Below are 15,946 nucleotides of genomic sequence, written 5' to 3' on the forward strand. Positions count from 1 at the left end.
CGCTCTTTTGAATTATCAAGAACAGCTTCGGATTTTTAAAGAGATTTATGAAAGCAGTCCCGAAAACCTTTCCTACAAAAACGGATTGGCCATATCGCTTGCTCGTTTGGGTACTTTTTATTTGAAACAAAATCAAATCGGGGAAGCCCTTACTCACTTTTTGGAGAGCCGCACACTCTTTGCGGAGCTTTGGCAAGCCACGCAGGGGCAAATTGTGCAGTTTACTTACTATTTTGCTATGAATACCCACGATGTAACTCGTATTGTCAAATTCTTAATAGAAAACAACCAATATCCGCCCGAGCAAGCCCCCGCCATCAAAGAAGCCATCAAAGCCATGCGGCAAGAGGGCCACGCCGCCTTGCACCCTCTCGCCGAGGCGGGCGTACTGCAAGAAAACCAAAAATGGCTACTGGCAGAGTTGGGCGATGAGGCGTGGTATGGGTTTTGAGGCAATGGGTTGAGAGGCTTTGCTGGGAGGTAACCATATAAAAAAACAGTTATTTTTGTAAGAAAAACGATAGAAAGCAATGGCAGCAACTCCCCCCAAACTCAGCCCGATACAGGTGCATTTGTTGCGTTTTTTAGCGAACGAAACGTCAATGAACAAGAAACCCAAGAGCTTCAAAAACTCATAGCACACTACTACGCCCAAAAAGCTGATCAGTTGATGGAGGATATTTGGCAAGAAAAAAACCTCAGCGAAGCCAAAATGCTTGAAATAGTAGAACAGGATTTGAAAAAATGAAAACCCGAATCCTGTTAGATACCAACTGTCTTTTGGTGGCGGTACCCAAACGCTCTCCGTTCAGGTGAATTTATGATGACATTCTGGAAGGAAAATTGGAATTAATAGATTAGCTAAGCTTCAAAGACTTTAAAATTTTGGTAAATTTGTTTGAACAAATACTTTCAAACTGTTCCTATCGTATGAAAACGACGTTAAGTTTCAATACAAATATTGAGATAACAGTCCATCAAATAGCAGACATGATTCGTCAGCTGTCTCAAAATGAACGTGCCAAACTCATCGCACTTTTGGCAGACGATGAACCTACCAAAACGGAAATTCTGACGGGTTTAAAAGAAGCTATCGAAGAGGTCAATTTGGCGAAACAAGGAAAAATGAAACTAAAATCCGCCCGAGCATTTTTGCATGAGCTATAATGTCGAAGTGACCCATCGGTTTCAGAAAGAAGCAAAGCGATTGTCGAAAAAGTATCCTTCCATCAAAACCGACTTACTCAAATTAATCGAAGATTTGGAGGAAAATCCGATTCAGGGTAGTTCATTGGGAAAATCCTCCTATAAGATTCGTCTCAAAATTAGTTCAAAAGGCAGAGGAAAATCGGGCGGTGCAAGGGTCATCACGCACGTACACGTCAGCCTTGAAAATGTCTATTTACTCACCATTTATGATAAATCCGAGCAGGAAAGCATCAGCGATGAAGAACTGGATCAAATGCTCGAACTACTGGCTTGAAAACTATCACTTCGTTTTCCATCTTTCGTTGAGCAGTTTTCGGATTTTTACCGTTTCAGCATAGCCTTCGTCGGTCATGGTTGGGCCATTGAGGAGTGCTTTTTGAAATGCAGTATTTCTTGTTCTTCAAAAGTAATCTTCACCCTCACTCAAGCCCAAAGAAACTGAGTACATATCTATACATGGCTGAATGTACCTAAAAATACCACGATTCAGTCAGGTACAAAAGCATTTTGTGGAAAAAAATAAGGTCAGGATTTGAGATTTTGAGTAAATTGGAAGCCAACTCTATTTGTACTCACCTCATGCTCACCATCGGTATCACAGGCCACCGTGGCCTGCATCAAAAAGACAACGTCCGTGAGGCCCTACGGCAAGTGTTGGCCTACTACCAAGCCCAAGAGACTGAGATAGAAGCGCTTTCGGCCTTGGCGGTGGGTGCCGATACCCTCTTTGCCCAAGAGGCCCGTCGGCTTGGTTTGCCACTTCGGGTGTTGCTGCCCTTTGCGCAGGCGGAGTATGAGAAAGATTTTATCAAAAGTGGCAACCTTACGGAGCTACACCTACTCCTCAATACCGCTACTGAGGTACAAACAGTAAGTGCTACCCCCACCAACGAAGCGGAGCGCGACGCGGCTTATTTGGCCTGCGGGCAGCGGTTGGTGCAGAAGGCCGATGTCCTCGTGGCCGTGTGGGATGGCTTACCCGCACGAGGCGTGGGCGGTACGGGTGCGGTGGTGGCTTATGCACAGGAGCAGGGCAAAGAAATTCAGTACATCAAAGCCCTTCGCGATGACCAAACTCCCAAAGAAGAGGCAGCGGTACTGCTTGGAGAGCTTGATGGACAGGCAATTAAGTACAAAAGTATTTTTGAGCGCGTATGGATAAGGGGCTTGGTGGCGGGGTGGTTGGCGGTGGTGTTTTTTGCGGTGGGTATTGCCTTCAAAGATACCCTGCATCATCAACATCATTTATTGTATGCTTTGGCGGTCTTGGAAGTATTGGGGGTGTTGGTTTCGTGGGTTCTGTTGGAAAAATTTGCCAAACAGCGCAAAGTACGATTTTTCACCCATCGCCGCGATGCCGAGTTTTTGCGGAGTCTCGTTGAGTTCCAAAAAGCGGGGGTAGCCATACCAAAACTTGCAAAGCCTCAGTACCAAGTGTCGGAAATGATGCGGCAACAGGAAGCTAAGATGATGGCTAATTTGCCTCAAAAGCTCAACTTAGCCCACGCCAAACGCTTGGTTTGGAGCTTGGCAGCGGGGCAGATAGCGTACCACCAAGACACGCGTATTCCACGGCTACACGGCCACGAACACACAGTCGAACTCCTACTTAAAGTCATCAAGTGGAGCTTTTTTGGCTTGGTAGGGGTCAAGTTTTTGCTTGAAACAGCCCATCATTTTCACCTTCATTTACCCTTTGAGGTGACCCAATGGATGCCTTGTTTGAATTTCTTTGTCATTGTCTTACCACCTTCCTACGCGGCCTTGGAGGGAGTCAAGTATTTTGGGGCTTGGAAACAAGACATTCGCACCTCGAAAGAAATCGTGGCCCGTCTCACTTCCATACAAAAGCAAGTACTCGACTGCAAAACCGAGCAAATATTACAGGTTCACACCGCAACCTTACGCGAAATTCTCGATTATGAAAATGGCCTGTGGGCGTTGCAATACGAACTCAAAGAAGTAGAATCAAAAGCCTAACTTGGTATTCAAAATAGCCTAGTACAGAACTCATTCAAGACCCTTGTAACGTCTCATACTTCCGCTTAAAAAATCCAAACGACACCACCACCAACACCACATACACCACCGCCAAAATATAGCCCCCGTAGATAAAGAAATCCAGAAAACTGATGTTGGGTTGACCGAAGTTTTTGTAGAGCAGCACTAATACCGTTCCCAAATACCCCCACCAATCGGCGAGCGTCACCACAAAACTTACCGTGCTGACGTACTTAAACGAGGCCACAAAACGCTCAAAATAAAGGCCATTGCAAGGTACATAGGCCAAATACAACCCCACGCCCGTCAGCGTAAACCATACACCCGCCGAAAGCATTCCTTGCTGGTACATCCACGTACTAACGCCCACGGTAAGCCCTCCCGCCACCAAAAGCACGTTGATAAGCATAAACGCTTTCCAGTTGTCTTTCACCCAGCGCAATGTTCCCATCAAAATCAGGATAAAAACCGACACAAAGGTTTCAGTTTGGGTAAAAATAAGCGGGTCGTCCACGCCTGCGGTTTTGAGGATTTCGGGGGCAAAATTGTCGCGAAAATCGCGGAATGCCGTCAAAAAAACGTACGATACAATCAGGGTAATCAACCCCACCGAAAAGGTGCTGATAAAACGACTACGGTCGGCGGCATTCATCGGCGCGCGTTCGGTGCGTTCGGCTCGGTCTTCGTCCGAAGGGGCAGGTAATTTGGCCAATGCCCAAACGGCCAACACGAGCGGAACGGCAAACATTAACCCCGTCAGAAAAGGCATCCAAAACTCCGAAATGCCGTTGTTGAGCAAGGTTTTTCCAACGGTTTTTACAAAACCAGACGCAAAAATAAACGAAGCCGTAAGCCCCGCCACGAGCGCGTCGGTTTGACGGCGTCCTTCCAAAAAGCCCAAAACGGTACCATAGACCATACCGAGCGGAAGACCGTTAAGAAACAAAAACGGAATATTATAAGGTGCAGGGACAAGGGCAAAACCCAGCAAGGCAAGTTCGGCAAATCCTACAAACGACAACAAATAAATGGCGCGTTGGGCGGGTTTCATTTCCGAAACCACCTTAATACCAATGAGTTTTGAAAGCGCGTAGCCAAAAACCTGTAAAGTAATCAGCCAGATTTTGTAGTTAATTCCCCAGAAAACCATCCCATCAAAAGTAGCGGCGGTAATCCCTCGTCGGAAAGCGTACATGCAGGCATAAGCACAAAAAGCAGCGGTAGCCCCCCAAAGCATGAGGCGGGATTCTGAAGGTCGTTTCATAAAAAGGGTTTAGAAATAGTAAAAAAATGGGTGCTTGTTGATAAACACCCAAAAATAGTAAAATCTATGTTGCGGCAATGTTATTCTTCCAAACTGGTTTTATTGCCGATTAACCAACGGGGAACCATCAACCCAAAATGGAAAACTATTTCTTCACATGGTCAAGGTTAAAATGCAGACCGACATTTTCTCGCCGCGCCATGGCCATTTTTAGTACCAAATACGACACGTTAATCATGTTGCGCAGTTCCATAATCGGCACCGAAACCTTTGATTGCCAGTAGAGTTCTTCATGTTCTTTATAAATCAATTCCACACGGTCATGCGCGCGTTTCAAACGACGGTTAGTGCGTACAATGCCCACATAGTTCGACATGATTGCTTCCAACTCTTTGGTCATTTCAGTGACCAAAATCGCCTCCTCAGGATGCGAAGTTCCCTCATCATTCCATTCGGGAATATGGTCTGGAATATACGCATCTGCCAAATTTTCGATGGTTTTGACAAACGCACGGTGTGCAAATACCACTGCCTCCAAGAGCGAGTTAGACGCCAAACGATTGGCTCCGTGTAAACCTGTACAAGCACACTCCCCAGTCGCGTACAAAAAGAAAATATTGGTTTGTCCAAACTCGTTCACTTTGATTCCGCCACACATGTAGTGTTGTGCTGGCACGACAGGAATATAGTCTTTACGAACGTCGATACCCAGTTGTTCTTTACAATAGGCCGTAATGTTGGGGAAGTGTTCAATGAATTTTTCGTAATCACAATGCGTCACGTCGATATACACGTGGTCATCGCCGTATTTTTTCATTTCAGAGTCAATCGACCGCGCCACAATGTCGCGCGGAGCCAACGAAAGTCGAGGGTCGTAATGCTCCATGAAGGTTTCCCCTTTCTTGTTACGAAGAATGCCCCCAAAACCCCGAACGGCTTCCGAAATCAGGAAATTGGGTTTTTTACCAGGTTGATAAAGGGCCGTTGGGTGAAACTGAATAAACTCCATGTTGTCGCAAACACCCTTGGCGCGGTAGGCCATCGCAATGCCATCACCCGTTGCAATGCGAGGATTGGTTGTATTTTGGTAAATATTACCAATGCCGCCCGTGGCCAGCATAGTCGTTTTGGCCAAAAACTTCTCCACTTTCCCCGTTTTGGTATTCAATACATACGCACCAAAACATTTAATATCATCGCGGTGACGATAAACGGTTTCACCCAAATGGTGTTGCGTAATTAAATCGACGGCGAAGTAATGCGTAAATATTTGAATAGAAGGATGGCGTTTTACCTCATCGAGCAATGCCCGTTCGATTTCCGCTCCCGTGGCATCTTTGAAGTGCAAAATTCGATGATCAGAATGCCCCCCCTCCTTGGCCAAATCATAATCGCCATCGGCTTCTTTGTCGAAGCGCGTGCCGTACGAAATCAGCTCCATAATACGTTCAGGTGCTTCTTTGACGACAATTTCTACGATATTTCGTTTGCTGATGCCACCGCCAGCCACCATCGTATCTTCGATGTGTTTTTCAAAAGAATCTTCTTCCGACCACACGGCAGCAATCCCCCCTTGGGCATATTTGGTGTTGGTTTCATCGGCTTGTACTTTAGTGATGACAGCAATAGAAACTTTTTCTTGTTGGGCATCAAAATGGCGCGCCAACTTGGCGGCGTAGCTAAGGCCCGCAATCCCCGAACCTATCACTAAAAAATCGAACTGAGGCATATTGATGTAGAATGACGAAGGTTTGAAATACGAATGTTAAAGTCTTAATAAAACCAAAACTACCAATACAGCAGCGACTGCACAGGCGGTGATTACTCGGAAATGGCGCGGTTGTCTGCGCCTGCAAGGATAAAGAATAAATCAGTAAAAATTTAATTTTTTGAATCATTTTGTGTTTCAAAAACCAAACCGCTATATTTGCAGTCCGATTTTCGCCTCATAATGCCCGTTTATATAGTTAATTAATTGATTTTCAACGAAAAAACACTTAACAAAGTGGATACACTCAGTTACAGAACCGTTTCGGCTAACGCTGCTACCGTACAAAAGGAATGGATAGTAGTAGATGCTAAGGGTGAAGTTTTGGGTCGTTTGGCTAGCCAAATTGCCAAAATTTTACGCGGTAAGCACAAGCCGTATTTCACTCCTCACGTAGATTGTGGAGACAATGTAATTGTCATCAATGCCGATAAAGTGCGTTTGACTGGCAAGAAAATGACCGACAAAGAGTACGTTCGCCACACAGGTCACCCAGGTGGTCAGCGTTTTGCTACTCCGCGTGAAATTTTGGCCAAACAACCACACAAAGTCATTGAAATGGCTGTGAAAGGTATGTTGCCAAAAAATCGTCTTGGTCGTAGCATTTACACTAATTTGCACGTGTATGCAGGTGCAGAGCACCCACATGCCGCTCAACAACCGAAAGAAATTAAATTTTAATCATGGAAGTTACTAACACAGTAGGTAGAAGAAAAACATCCGTAGCTCGCGTTTACGTATCAGCCGGAGAAGGCAATATCAAGGTGAATGGCCGTGAGTTTGCTGAGTACTTCCCAATCGAAACGCTCCAAATCATTTTGAAGCAGCCTTTGACAACCGTTAATGTAGCTTCAAGTTATGATATTAAAGTGAACGTTCGCGGTGGTGGTGTTCGTGGTCAAGCGGAGGCAACTCGCATGGCGATTGCTCGTGCATTGTGCGAAATCAATGTTGAGTTCCGTCCAGCCCTTAAGAAAGAAGGATTCTTGACACGTGATGCTCGTATGGTTGAGCGTAAGAAATACGGTCGCGCTAAGGCTCGTCGTCGTTTCCAATTCTCGAAACGCTAATACCTTTCAATTTGAAAATTGGAGAATTAGTAAATTTGAAAATTAAGGGCTTACAATTCACCCATTTTCAAATTACTGAATTATCAAATTTTCAAATTAGCCAAGTCCAGACTGCGCTTATGGTGTCCGTTGCGTGGTGCTGCGTATTTAAAATTTTTCTAACAACATTTACATTTAGCTAATAAAATGGCACAATTAGAGTACAAAGACCTGTTGGATGCAGGTGTACACTTTGGTCACTTGACACGTAAGTGGGATCCCCGTATGGCTCCATATATTTTCATGGAGAAAAACGATATCCATATCATTGACCTTAATAAAACAATCGCATCACTTGACGAAGCTTGCCAATACGTAAAAGGCGTAGTTCGTTCAGGCCGTAAAGTGATGTTTGTAGCTACTAAGAAGCAAGCACAAGAAATCGTGTCGGAAGAAGCACGTCGCTTGAAAATGCCATTCGTAACCGAGCGTTGGTTAGGTGGTATGTTGACAAACTTCGCTACCATTCGTAAGTCATTGAAAAAAATGCAGAGCTTGGAGAAGTTGTTGGGTGACGAAGCTACTGCAAGCAATATTGCAAAGCGTGAGCGCCTTATCAAAGGTCGTGAGAAAGATAAGTTGGAGCGTTTGTTGGGTGGTGTAGCTGATTTGACGCGCTTGCCAGCAGCTTTGTTTGTAGTAGATGTGAAGCGTGAGCACATTGCGGTAGCAGAAGCAAAACGTTTGGGTATTCCTGTAATCGCAATGTGCGATACAAACTCAAATCCTAATGAAGTAGATTTCGTAATCCCCGCAAACGACGATGCTTACAAGTCAATCTCATTGATTACCCTTGCCATCGGTAAGGCAATCGAAGAAGGACTCATCGAGCGTAAGCAAGAGCGCGATGACGCACGTATGGCCGAAGAAGAAGACGCGAAGCGTTCGGAAGACACAGGTTCAGAAGCGCCAGCCGCCAAAGCTCCAGTAGCTAAAGCAACTGACGAGGACTAAGAACTCAATATATATACCACCGCTTCGGCGGCGGTCGGATAGCCCGTAGCTGCTCATAGGCTATGGGCTATTCCGTTTAACGATTTCATAAAGTAAGAGGTGAAACAAATACAAAACCGATTGCGTAGTTTTACCAAGTCACTTATTTTATTGGAAGTCAGTACTTATTAATCATTAAATTACTAAAATTAACTTTTATAAAAAATGGCAATTACCGCAGCAGATGTAAACAAGCTCCGCCAAATGACTGGCGCTGGTATGATGGATTGCAAAAAAGCCCTTACCGAAGCAGATGGTGATTTTGAGCAAGCGGTTGACATCCTTCGTAAACAAGGTCAAAAAGTAGCAGCCAAACGCGCTGACAACGTTGTATCTGAAGGCGTAGTATTGGTTCATGTAAGCCCTGATGGCAAAAACGGCAAAATCGTTGCATTGGCTTGCGAAACTGAACCTGTATCAAAAGTAGAAAGTTTCCAAAATTTGGCCATGAATATCATGAGCCAAGCAGTAGCTACTAACGCTGCTGACAAAGAAACACTTTTGGCAACTCCTCAAGCCGACGGCCAAACACTTCAGGAGCTTATCACAGAATTGATTGGTAAAATCGGTGAGAAACTTGAAGTTATAGGTTACGAAAACGTAACAGCCGACGCGATCAGCTCATACATTCACTCAAACAACAAGCGTGGTGTATTGGTGGCATTTGATGGCGTAACTGAAGGAACGGATCTTTCAGAAGTAGGCCGTGACATTGCGATGCAAATCGCAGCCATGAAGCCAATCGCAGTAGATAAAGGCGATGTGGATGCAGCTGTCATCGAGCGCGAAATCGAAATTGGTAAAGAACTAGCCCGCAACGAAGGCAAAGCAGAAGCAATGCTTGAGAAAATCGCCTTGGGTCGTTTGAACAAATTCTACAAAGAGAATACTTTGTTGAACCAAGAATTTATCAAAGATGGTTCTTTGACAATTTCTCAATTATTAGACAAAACTCAAAAAGGTCTTACAATTAAGGCATTCAAGCACATCGCTATCGGCGCCTAGTTTATTCCTTTTAGATATAATAAATACCCTCAGAAAATTATCTCTGAGGGTATTTTTATTATATAAATAAACGTATTTAGCTTATTAAATAGCCATAACGAGCAAAATTAAATGCCTCATTGTGTGCAGTGTTAGAAGATTTTCTGTATTTTACTTCAATTTTTCTTGTTACTCTAAACCTATCTTACCGTCCTAATGAGCGTACACTCAATTGGAATGAATCACTATACCGACGAGCAGTTGGTGCGCATGTATGTTGACACGCAACGCAACACTTTTTTTGAAGCACTTTATGAGCGATACGCTGATAAGGTGTATAGGAAGTGTCTGTCTTTTGTGAAAGACCAGGCAAAAGCGGAGGACTTTACCCACGATATTTTTCTAAAATTAATCGTACGGATTGGCACGTTCAAAGAGTCTTCAAAATTCTCTACTTGGTTATTTTCTATTACCTACAACTATTGCATGGATCAGTTGAGGTTAACCAAGAAAATGGCCGAAGATGAATTGACCGAAACAATTGATGTAGCCGAAGATGGAGATGATATTGAAGAAATAGAAATGGATGCTAAACGGCTTCGTCAGGCTTTGGATGGGATTTCGCACGAAGAGCGAACAATTCTACTCATGAAGTATCAAGACGACTTTAGTATCAAAGACATCGCTGATACCTTTGGGTTAACTGAGAGTGCCGTTAAAATGCGACTAAAGCGCACCAAAGAAAAGCTCAAGAAACGCTACCTCGAAGGCGCGATGTTCACAATGCTGATTATAACCAAATTAACAATCTTAGTGAAGTGGTGGCTGAAACACTAACACTGGGAATACTAAAATCGCAAAATGAATAATCCTTTTTTCGACATCGACCCCGACGATAAGGTACCCGAGTCGCTAAAAAAAGCAATCGTATCAGAAATTGACACGATTCGAAACACCATGGAGCTGGTAACGCTCTATGTGGGGCACTTTTTTAGTGCCGCTGGTGCCATGGCAAGCAATGAGCTAAATAAAGCTGTACCTAATCAAGACAAAACCTCTAGCTAGAATGAAACAATTACCCAACCTCACCGAAATACTCATTAGTACGCTTACCAAACTAATCAATCAATTTGTAGAGTTTGTCCCCCGATTTATTTTCGCTGCTTTTATTTTGTTGATTGGTTATGCCGTCGCCAAAGGGTTAGCTGTGATTACAAGTAAAGTATTATCACGCGTAGGTTTTGATAAAATTGGCGATAAACTAAACGAAGTCAGCATTGTAAAACAACTGCAAACCGAAATTAAACTAAGTCATATCGTATCTAAAGTATTGTACTACTTTATCATGCTTGGTTTTGTAACGGATGCCACGCGCACACTGGGAGTCGGTGCTATTACGAGTTTGGTAGAAAAACTTGTCAATTTTGTACCTCAACTCATTGTAGCGGCCATCATGCTTCAAATCGGCGTGCTAGTGTCAGAAGCCATTAAAAATGCCGTGGTATCCATTTGTAAGTCCTTTAATGTGCCTTCGGCCAAACTAATTGGCTCGATTGTTTTCTCCTTCTTCCTAGTGATTACCATCATCAGCGCCCTTGGCCAAGCAGGCGTGAATACCGAATTGTTAGAGTCGAGTTTTAATCTTTTGATGGGTGGTATTGTTTTGGCCTTTGCCGTTGGATACGGCTTTGCCTCAAAAGACATTTTAGCCAACCTACTTTCCTCATTTTACAACAAAAACAAATACCAAGAAGGCCAGATTATTCAAATAGACGATGTCAAAGGAAAAATCATTGCCCTTGATACCACCTCTATTACCCTCGAAACGGGCGAGTCAAAAACCGTCTTCCCACTTCAAGCATTGCAATCTAAAAAAGTAGAGATTTTTGATAAATAGACCAAATAGCGCTGAAAACAAATCAGTTTTACCATGAAAAAAGTTAGTAGATTAGTTGTAATGATGGCCCTTACAGCAATTGGTGCTTGGGCACAAGAAGCAGTAAAAGACACCAGTTACTGGAAGAAAAAATCACAATTTGGCGTCAATTTGAGCCAAGGTACATTTAGTAATAGCTGGCAAGGTGGAGGTATCAACAACATTGCCCTAGGAATCTATCTTAACTCTAAAGGCGAATATACCAAAGGTCCAAAAAACTGGGTGAATGATTTTCAGTTCCAACTGGGAGCCATCCAAAACCGAGGCGATGCTTTTCGAAAAAGTATTGACCGCCTTTTCTTTGATTCAAAGTATGGGTATAAACTCGGAGCCAATTCGCAATGGTTGTTTTTTGCCAATGTAAACTTCTTGTCGCAAGTGGCCAATGGTCGTGATTTTACCAACGATAGACGACCGTTTATCTCTGGGTTCTTTACGCCAGCCTACATTACGGAAGCCATCGGATTGGAATGGAAACCTAATAAGTTTTTCAACATGCAGTTTGCCCCAGGTGCCATTCGTCAAACCATTTTAGGCAATAAAGACCTGTATCTGGATATTGACCGTTTAAGTCCAGAATATAAGTTTGCCAACTACGGTGTGGAGCGTGGAAAAGCCATTCGGAACGAAGTAGCAATCATGCAATTGGTGATGAACTATAACAAAGATTTGGTAAAAGATGTCAACCTAAAGTGGCGTTATCAAGCCTTTGCAAGCGCGAAAGACTTTGCCGCGATTGATAACCGCTTAGATGCACAGTTGACCGCTAAATTTGCCAAGTACTTCAATGTCAATATTGGCTTGATTGCCATTTACGACCAAGACCAAATTGCCAAAATGCAGTTGGCACAATCAATCAACTTTGGCTTTTTGTACAGCTGGTAATTGGGCACTTTAAAATGATTTTGTAAATTAGCCAAACAACCCTAAACAACTACTAACTATGCTTCAAGAATTCAAAAAGTTTATTGCCCAAGGAAATGTCCTAGATCTAGCCGTCGGGGTATTGGTAGGTGCTGCTTTCGGAAAAGTAGTAACTGCTTTTATGGATGACATCATCAATCCTGTCGTAGGACTAGCTGTAGGCGGTGTTGATTTGTCGGCGCTCAAAGTAGTATTAAAAGCCGCAGATCCTGCTACACAAACCGCAGAAGTGGCAATACGCTACGGTAGCTTTATCAATGTAGGTATTCAATTTTTGATTACAATGTGGGTAATCTTCCTCATTGTGAAGGCTGCCAACAAAGCCAAACTTTCAAACTCTCTAGCTCCCAAAGAATAAGTAGCTTTTGCCATTTACCCTAGCCCTGCTTACATGCCGTAAACAGGGTTTTTTTTATATACGTATTTCTACGTGTTTTATCAAGTGGTAGTACGGCATTCTTAAGCCATACCTTACAATAAGATACTGAATTACAGTGACTTACAAAGCAATGCGTATTTATACGTGTTTTACTCCCCTCTTTTTTTGTAGTATGTTTGTTGTGTCAAATTAGAACGCAAACCCCTATCCCTCACACGCTAAAACTGACATACTCATGAACACACAACCTCTACTTACTAGCTTCCCTACTTCTTCGGGGACACATTCAAACAATAGCATTATTATTCCGAATGGTACGCGTCAAATAGTAATTCCTATGAGTCAGTTGGTGTGCATGGAAGGCTCAGGAAACTATGCCTATATTTATACAAGTGACGGAAGACGGTATTTGGTGTCTAAAACACTGAAGAGTTATGCAGATATTTTGGACAAGACTGTGTTTTTGCGTGTTCACAAATCTTGGATTATCAACTTGGCGTTTTTGCAAGATTACTGTGAGGATGACCGATCATTACGGTTGCAAGGGGGGAGAGAGATTGCTATATCACGCCGTCGGATTCGCGAAGTGTGCCCCGTATTGAGGCGTGCTGCTTAATCAGAAAACAATTCTATCAGAATAAAGATTTTTTTTTAGTGGGTTAATTGATAAAATATCGTCCTGCCGACTCATCGGCAGGACGAATTCATTTTAGAACAGGGTAAAACCCGCTGTGAGTTGAAAAAGCGACACTTTGCTATTAAACTGCGCGTTGTTTTGTAAATTCAACTGTGAAATATTTGAGAACCCACTTTCATAACGAAAATCGATATTGAACGAGCGAATGTCTAAGCCAATACCTGCTTGGTAGCCAAAAGTGGCTTGTTCGATGGTCTTGTTGATATTCTGAGAAGAATATACCTTCAAGGCATCTCCCAATTGACTTCCTTGCGCCACGTTGAGTGATGCCATTGGGCCCGCATTAAAACGCAATGGTCCCAATTTAAAACCCACCAAAACAGGAATATCAATCTGGCTAAACTTCACATCTACATTGACGGGCGTGCTGCTACCACTTTTAAGGATTTCAAACGTTCCACCTTTTGAGGATAAAAGAATCTCTGGCTGAATGAATAATTTTCGGCCAATACGGGCATAAGCTCCGACCACATACCCTGTACGATTGCCTGAGTTATTTTTAAAAAAATCTTGAACAGATGCTCCTGGACGTGTAATGCTCAGTCCTTCGGTTTGAAGTTGTGAGAAGTTTGCTCCTCCGCGCACACCGACAAAAACTAATTTGCGATTAAATTGCGCATTGGCTTGTAAAGCAGCAGATAGAACCAAAAACGCCAAAATTGCCTTTTTCATGGTTTGTTATAGAGAGTTATTGTGTAAAAATAATAACAATGATGACGGATTAACGCCCACAGTATCGTCGAGATTGTTTGCAGAATTTTCTAAATTTGAAAATGATACCAATCTTACTTAAAAAACGCACCTCTTACACCCCCTTAACCACTCATAAAAATCTTACAAATAGCACCCAACTACCTCATACATTTGAGCCGTTAAATCAATAAATCAGTCAAAACATTCAAGCAAACTCACTGTTTTACAGCAAATTAATTCGTAGCTATGCTATTCTTACTTGGTTCTGTTAAAATAGTTTCGGTACTTCGTCTGTTACTTGGCAGCCTAGTTATTACATCAAAAAACAATTAACAATCATTAACCAATCATGGAACCTCAACAAGAACGCGGATTTTGGTCACAACTCACTACTTTTTCAAAAGTACTCATCTTTTTGGTCGTTGCAGGCGTGTTAGGTGGCTCGGCTTGGTATATTTTGAAAAACGGAAAGGAAGAAACAGCAGCAACGACGGCGAGTGCTGATACAGTTGCGGTATCAGATGGAGCAAGCACTTCGGTTTCGACAGATAAAGTGGCTTCGGATAGCAAAGAGCCAGCGAAAGTAGAAGAGAAAGCTCAGCCTAATGTAAGCGACGTGGCCGTTGATGAGGCTCCTGCGGCGGCAAAAGCGGCCGAACCTGCCAAAAAGGTGACGACTACGGCACCTAAAAAGGCAAAAGCAACGACCAAGAAATCGGTGACGAAAAAAGAGTCGGCAGAACCAACAAAACCTAAAAAGAAGTCGAAAAACAACGAAGATGTTGAAGTAGATATCTAGGGTTAAAATTTCTCTAAACATGAAAAAATACATCAATAAAGGCTTGCTCATGCTTCTTGTTTTTTGCATGGTAGTCTTACAAACAATAGCACAAACGCCCAAATACGCGGGTTACCGCGGCGGGTTTGACATTGGCTCGCAGGGAGTAAAGCTGTCGGTGATGGGCTTTTATTTCCAAAACAACAAACTGCGCTATAAACTGGTTTATGACCGCCAAGAAACAGTAGGGCTGGTAAAAGGCATGGAAACTAACGGGGGAAAACTTCGCCCCGCTGACATTCAAGAAGCGATTGCTTTTGTGCAAGAAATGATGGAAGATGTGAAGTCAGCGTATAAACTCACCAACAAAGACTTTATCATTTATGCGTCTTCGGGGGTGAATATTGCTTCTAACATTGGTGATTTAGACGCACTAGCCCAGAAAAACCTTGGTATGCGCGTAAACATCAATATGCCTGCCAAAGCGGAAGCCACCTACGGCGCAAGGGCAGGATTGGCCCGCGAAGACTTCGATTCGGCAATTTTGGTCGATGTGGGCGGGGGAAACACCAAAGGAGGAATTTTGCAGAAATACGTTGGAGCCGATGGCCGCGAACGCTATACCTTCAAATCGTATAACATCGAGTACGGAGCCCGCCGTTTGTCGGAACGTATTTTGAAACGTACCAACGGATTTGAAGCTTACGTTCAGGATTTGAAAAGTATGGTCGAAGACTCCATTGCGCCGCTGATTCGTTCGTCGCTCAACGATAACCCTGAGATTCGCTCGGCAACTCGTAACATTGTTTATACCACAGGTGGCGTTTCGTACCAGTTCATCACGTGGTTGGTACCCGAAAAAGTACAGGACGAAATCATCGAGTTTAAGTACGACGATTTATTGAAGTTTTACAACATGCTTCGTACACCCGACGGATGGTCGGAGTTTGAAACTCGCAAGTTTGATAACGTCAAGGATGCAAAGCTGAAAGAGTTGATGGTACGCGACCTCGACAAAGCCACCAAAAAAGTATATAACCGCGATGCGTGTCTAGCGGGGATTTCGTTGGTACTACAAGCGATTCGCGAAATCGGTAATCCAGAACGTAAAACCTTCTATTTCACCCGAGATGCGTATTGGATCAACACCACCGTTTATGATACGTACAAAGGTGATTTTCAAGCTAAATAAACCTATTTTTGACAAAGTA

General features: G+C 43.3%; 20 protein-coding genes. 17 read left to right on the forward strand and 3 right to left on the reverse strand.

The features are described 5' to 3' along the window. From FHS57_RS12925 to FHS57_RS12940, 5 genes are all read left to right on the forward strand, one after another. The coding region (locus FHS57_RS12925; RefSeq protein WP_183974253.1) for a hypothetical protein at nucleotides 1-451 on the forward strand (451 nt) is incomplete at its 5' end. Between the two features lie 69 nt (nucleotides 452-520). Further along, nucleotides 521-748: a DUF8507 family protein gene (locus FHS57_RS32290; protein ID WP_510186786.1), complete on the forward strand. Its 228-nt coding sequence runs from the start codon at nucleotides 521-523 to the stop codon at nucleotides 746-748. Between the two features lie 182 nt (nucleotides 749-930). Next, complete coding sequence (locus FHS57_RS12930; RefSeq protein ID WP_183974255.1) at nucleotides 931-1,167, forward strand: hypothetical protein; 237 nt, start codon at nucleotides 931-933, stop codon at nucleotides 1,165-1,167. Further along, nucleotides 1,157-1,483, forward strand: a complete 327-nt coding sequence (locus FHS57_RS12935; protein ID WP_183974257.1) for a type II toxin-antitoxin system RelE/ParE family toxin — start codon at nucleotides 1,157-1,159, stop codon at nucleotides 1,481-1,483. Before FHS57_RS12930 ends, FHS57_RS12935 begins: the two co-directional genes overlap by 11 nt. Nucleotides 1,484-1,788: 305 nt before the next feature. After that, a complete protein-coding gene (locus FHS57_RS12940) occupies nucleotides 1,789-3,189 on the forward strand; it encodes a hypothetical protein (protein ID WP_183974259.1) in 1,401 nt (466 codons plus the stop codon). 34 nt (nucleotides 3,190-3,223) lie between these two features. Here FHS57_RS12940 and FHS57_RS12945 read toward each other — a convergent pair whose 3' ends face one another. Together FHS57_RS12945 and nadB are read right to left on the reverse strand one after the other, a co-directional pair. After that, nucleotides 3,224-4,474: a DUF5690 family protein gene (locus tag FHS57_RS12945; protein ID WP_183974262.1), complete on the reverse strand. Its 1,251-nt coding sequence runs from the start codon at nucleotides 4,472-4,474 to the stop codon at nucleotides 3,224-3,226. A gap of 145 nt (nucleotides 4,475-4,619) precedes the next feature. Next, a complete protein-coding gene (nadB, locus tag FHS57_RS12950; RefSeq protein WP_183974264.1) occupies nucleotides 4,620-6,203 on the reverse strand; it encodes an L-aspartate oxidase in 1,584 nt (527 codons plus the stop codon). A gap of 276 nt (nucleotides 6,204-6,479) precedes the next feature. Here nadB and rplM point away from each other — a divergent pair, with 276 nt between their 5' ends. The 10 genes from rplM (at nucleotide 6,480) to FHS57_RS13000 (ending at nucleotide 13,183) form a co-directional block, all read left to right on the forward strand. Continuing rightward, nucleotides 6,480-6,923 (forward strand): 50S ribosomal protein L13, encoded by a 444-nt coding sequence (rplM, locus tag FHS57_RS12955; protein ID WP_028524896.1) that lies wholly within the window; start codon nucleotides 6,480-6,482, stop codon nucleotides 6,921-6,923. 2 nt (nucleotides 6,924-6,925) lie between these two features. Further along, the gene (rpsI, locus tag FHS57_RS12960) at nucleotides 6,926-7,312 is read left to right on the forward strand and encodes a 30S ribosomal protein S9 (RefSeq protein ID WP_183974266.1); all 387 of its coding nucleotides are present in this window, start codon (nucleotides 6,926-6,928) and stop codon (nucleotides 7,310-7,312) included. Nucleotides 7,313-7,498: 186 nt separating this feature from the next. Then, a complete protein-coding gene (rpsB, locus tag FHS57_RS12965; RefSeq protein WP_028524894.1) occupies nucleotides 7,499-8,305 on the forward strand; it encodes a 30S ribosomal protein S2 in 807 nt (268 codons plus the stop codon). A gap of 204 nt (nucleotides 8,306-8,509) precedes the next feature. Continuing rightward, on the forward strand, nucleotides 8,510-9,349 hold the full coding sequence (gene tsf / locus FHS57_RS12970; RefSeq protein ID WP_183974268.1) for a translation elongation factor Ts: 840 nt from the start codon (nucleotides 8,510-8,512) through the stop codon (nucleotides 9,347-9,349). Nucleotides 9,350-9,544: 195 nt separating this feature from the next. Further along, nucleotides 9,545-10,165, forward strand: coding sequence for an RNA polymerase sigma factor (locus tag FHS57_RS12975; RefSeq protein WP_229598769.1), 621 nt, complete (start codon nucleotides 9,545-9,547; stop codon nucleotides 10,163-10,165). Nucleotides 10,166-10,189: 24 nt separating this feature from the next. Next, complete coding sequence (locus tag FHS57_RS12980) at nucleotides 10,190-10,393, forward strand: hypothetical protein (RefSeq protein WP_037301054.1); 204 nt, start codon at nucleotides 10,190-10,192, stop codon at nucleotides 10,391-10,393. Nucleotide 10,394: 1 nt separating this feature from the next. Further along, nucleotides 10,395-11,225, forward strand: coding sequence for a mechanosensitive ion channel family protein (locus FHS57_RS12985; protein ID WP_183974270.1), 831 nt, complete (start codon nucleotides 10,395-10,397; stop codon nucleotides 11,223-11,225). A gap of 33 nt (nucleotides 11,226-11,258) precedes the next feature. After that, a complete protein-coding gene (locus tag FHS57_RS12990; protein WP_183974272.1) occupies nucleotides 11,259-12,149 on the forward strand; it encodes a DUF3078 domain-containing protein in 891 nt (296 codons plus the stop codon). A gap of 58 nt (nucleotides 12,150-12,207) precedes the next feature. After that, nucleotides 12,208-12,546: a large conductance mechanosensitive channel protein MscL gene (gene mscL, locus FHS57_RS12995; protein WP_183974274.1), complete on the forward strand. Its 339-nt coding sequence runs from the start codon at nucleotides 12,208-12,210 to the stop codon at nucleotides 12,544-12,546. 256 nt (nucleotides 12,547-12,802) lie between these two features. After that, a complete protein-coding gene (locus FHS57_RS13000) occupies nucleotides 12,803-13,183 on the forward strand; it encodes a LytR/AlgR family response regulator transcription factor (RefSeq protein WP_183974276.1) in 381 nt (126 codons plus the stop codon). 93 nt (nucleotides 13,184-13,276) lie between these two features. On the opposite strand, the gene FHS57_RS13005 is transcribed toward FHS57_RS13000, so the two are convergent. Further along, nucleotides 13,277-13,936 carry a porin family protein gene (locus FHS57_RS13005; RefSeq protein WP_183974278.1) on the reverse strand — a complete coding sequence of 220 codons (660 nt, stop codon included), beginning with the start codon at nucleotides 13,934-13,936 and terminating at the stop codon, nucleotides 13,277-13,279. A 370-nt stretch (nucleotides 13,937-14,306) separates the two neighbouring features. Between FHS57_RS13005 and FHS57_RS13010 the strand changes: the two genes are divergently transcribed. Together FHS57_RS13010 and FHS57_RS13015 are read left to right on the forward strand one after the other, a co-directional pair. Beyond that, entirely contained in the window at nucleotides 14,307-14,756 is a 450-nt protein-coding gene (locus FHS57_RS13010) for a hypothetical protein (RefSeq protein ID WP_183974280.1), read from the forward strand. 19 nt (nucleotides 14,757-14,775) lie between these two features. Beyond that, nucleotides 14,776-15,927: a Ppx/GppA phosphatase family protein gene (locus tag FHS57_RS13015; protein ID WP_183974282.1), complete on the forward strand. Its 1,152-nt coding sequence runs from the start codon at nucleotides 14,776-14,778 to the stop codon at nucleotides 15,925-15,927. Nucleotides 15,928-15,946: the final 19 nt, after the last annotated feature.

Origin of the sequence: Runella defluvii (assembly GCF_014195535.1) — a bacterium.
GTDB lineage: Bacteria > Bacteroidota > Bacteroidia > Cytophagales > Spirosomataceae > Runella > Runella defluvii.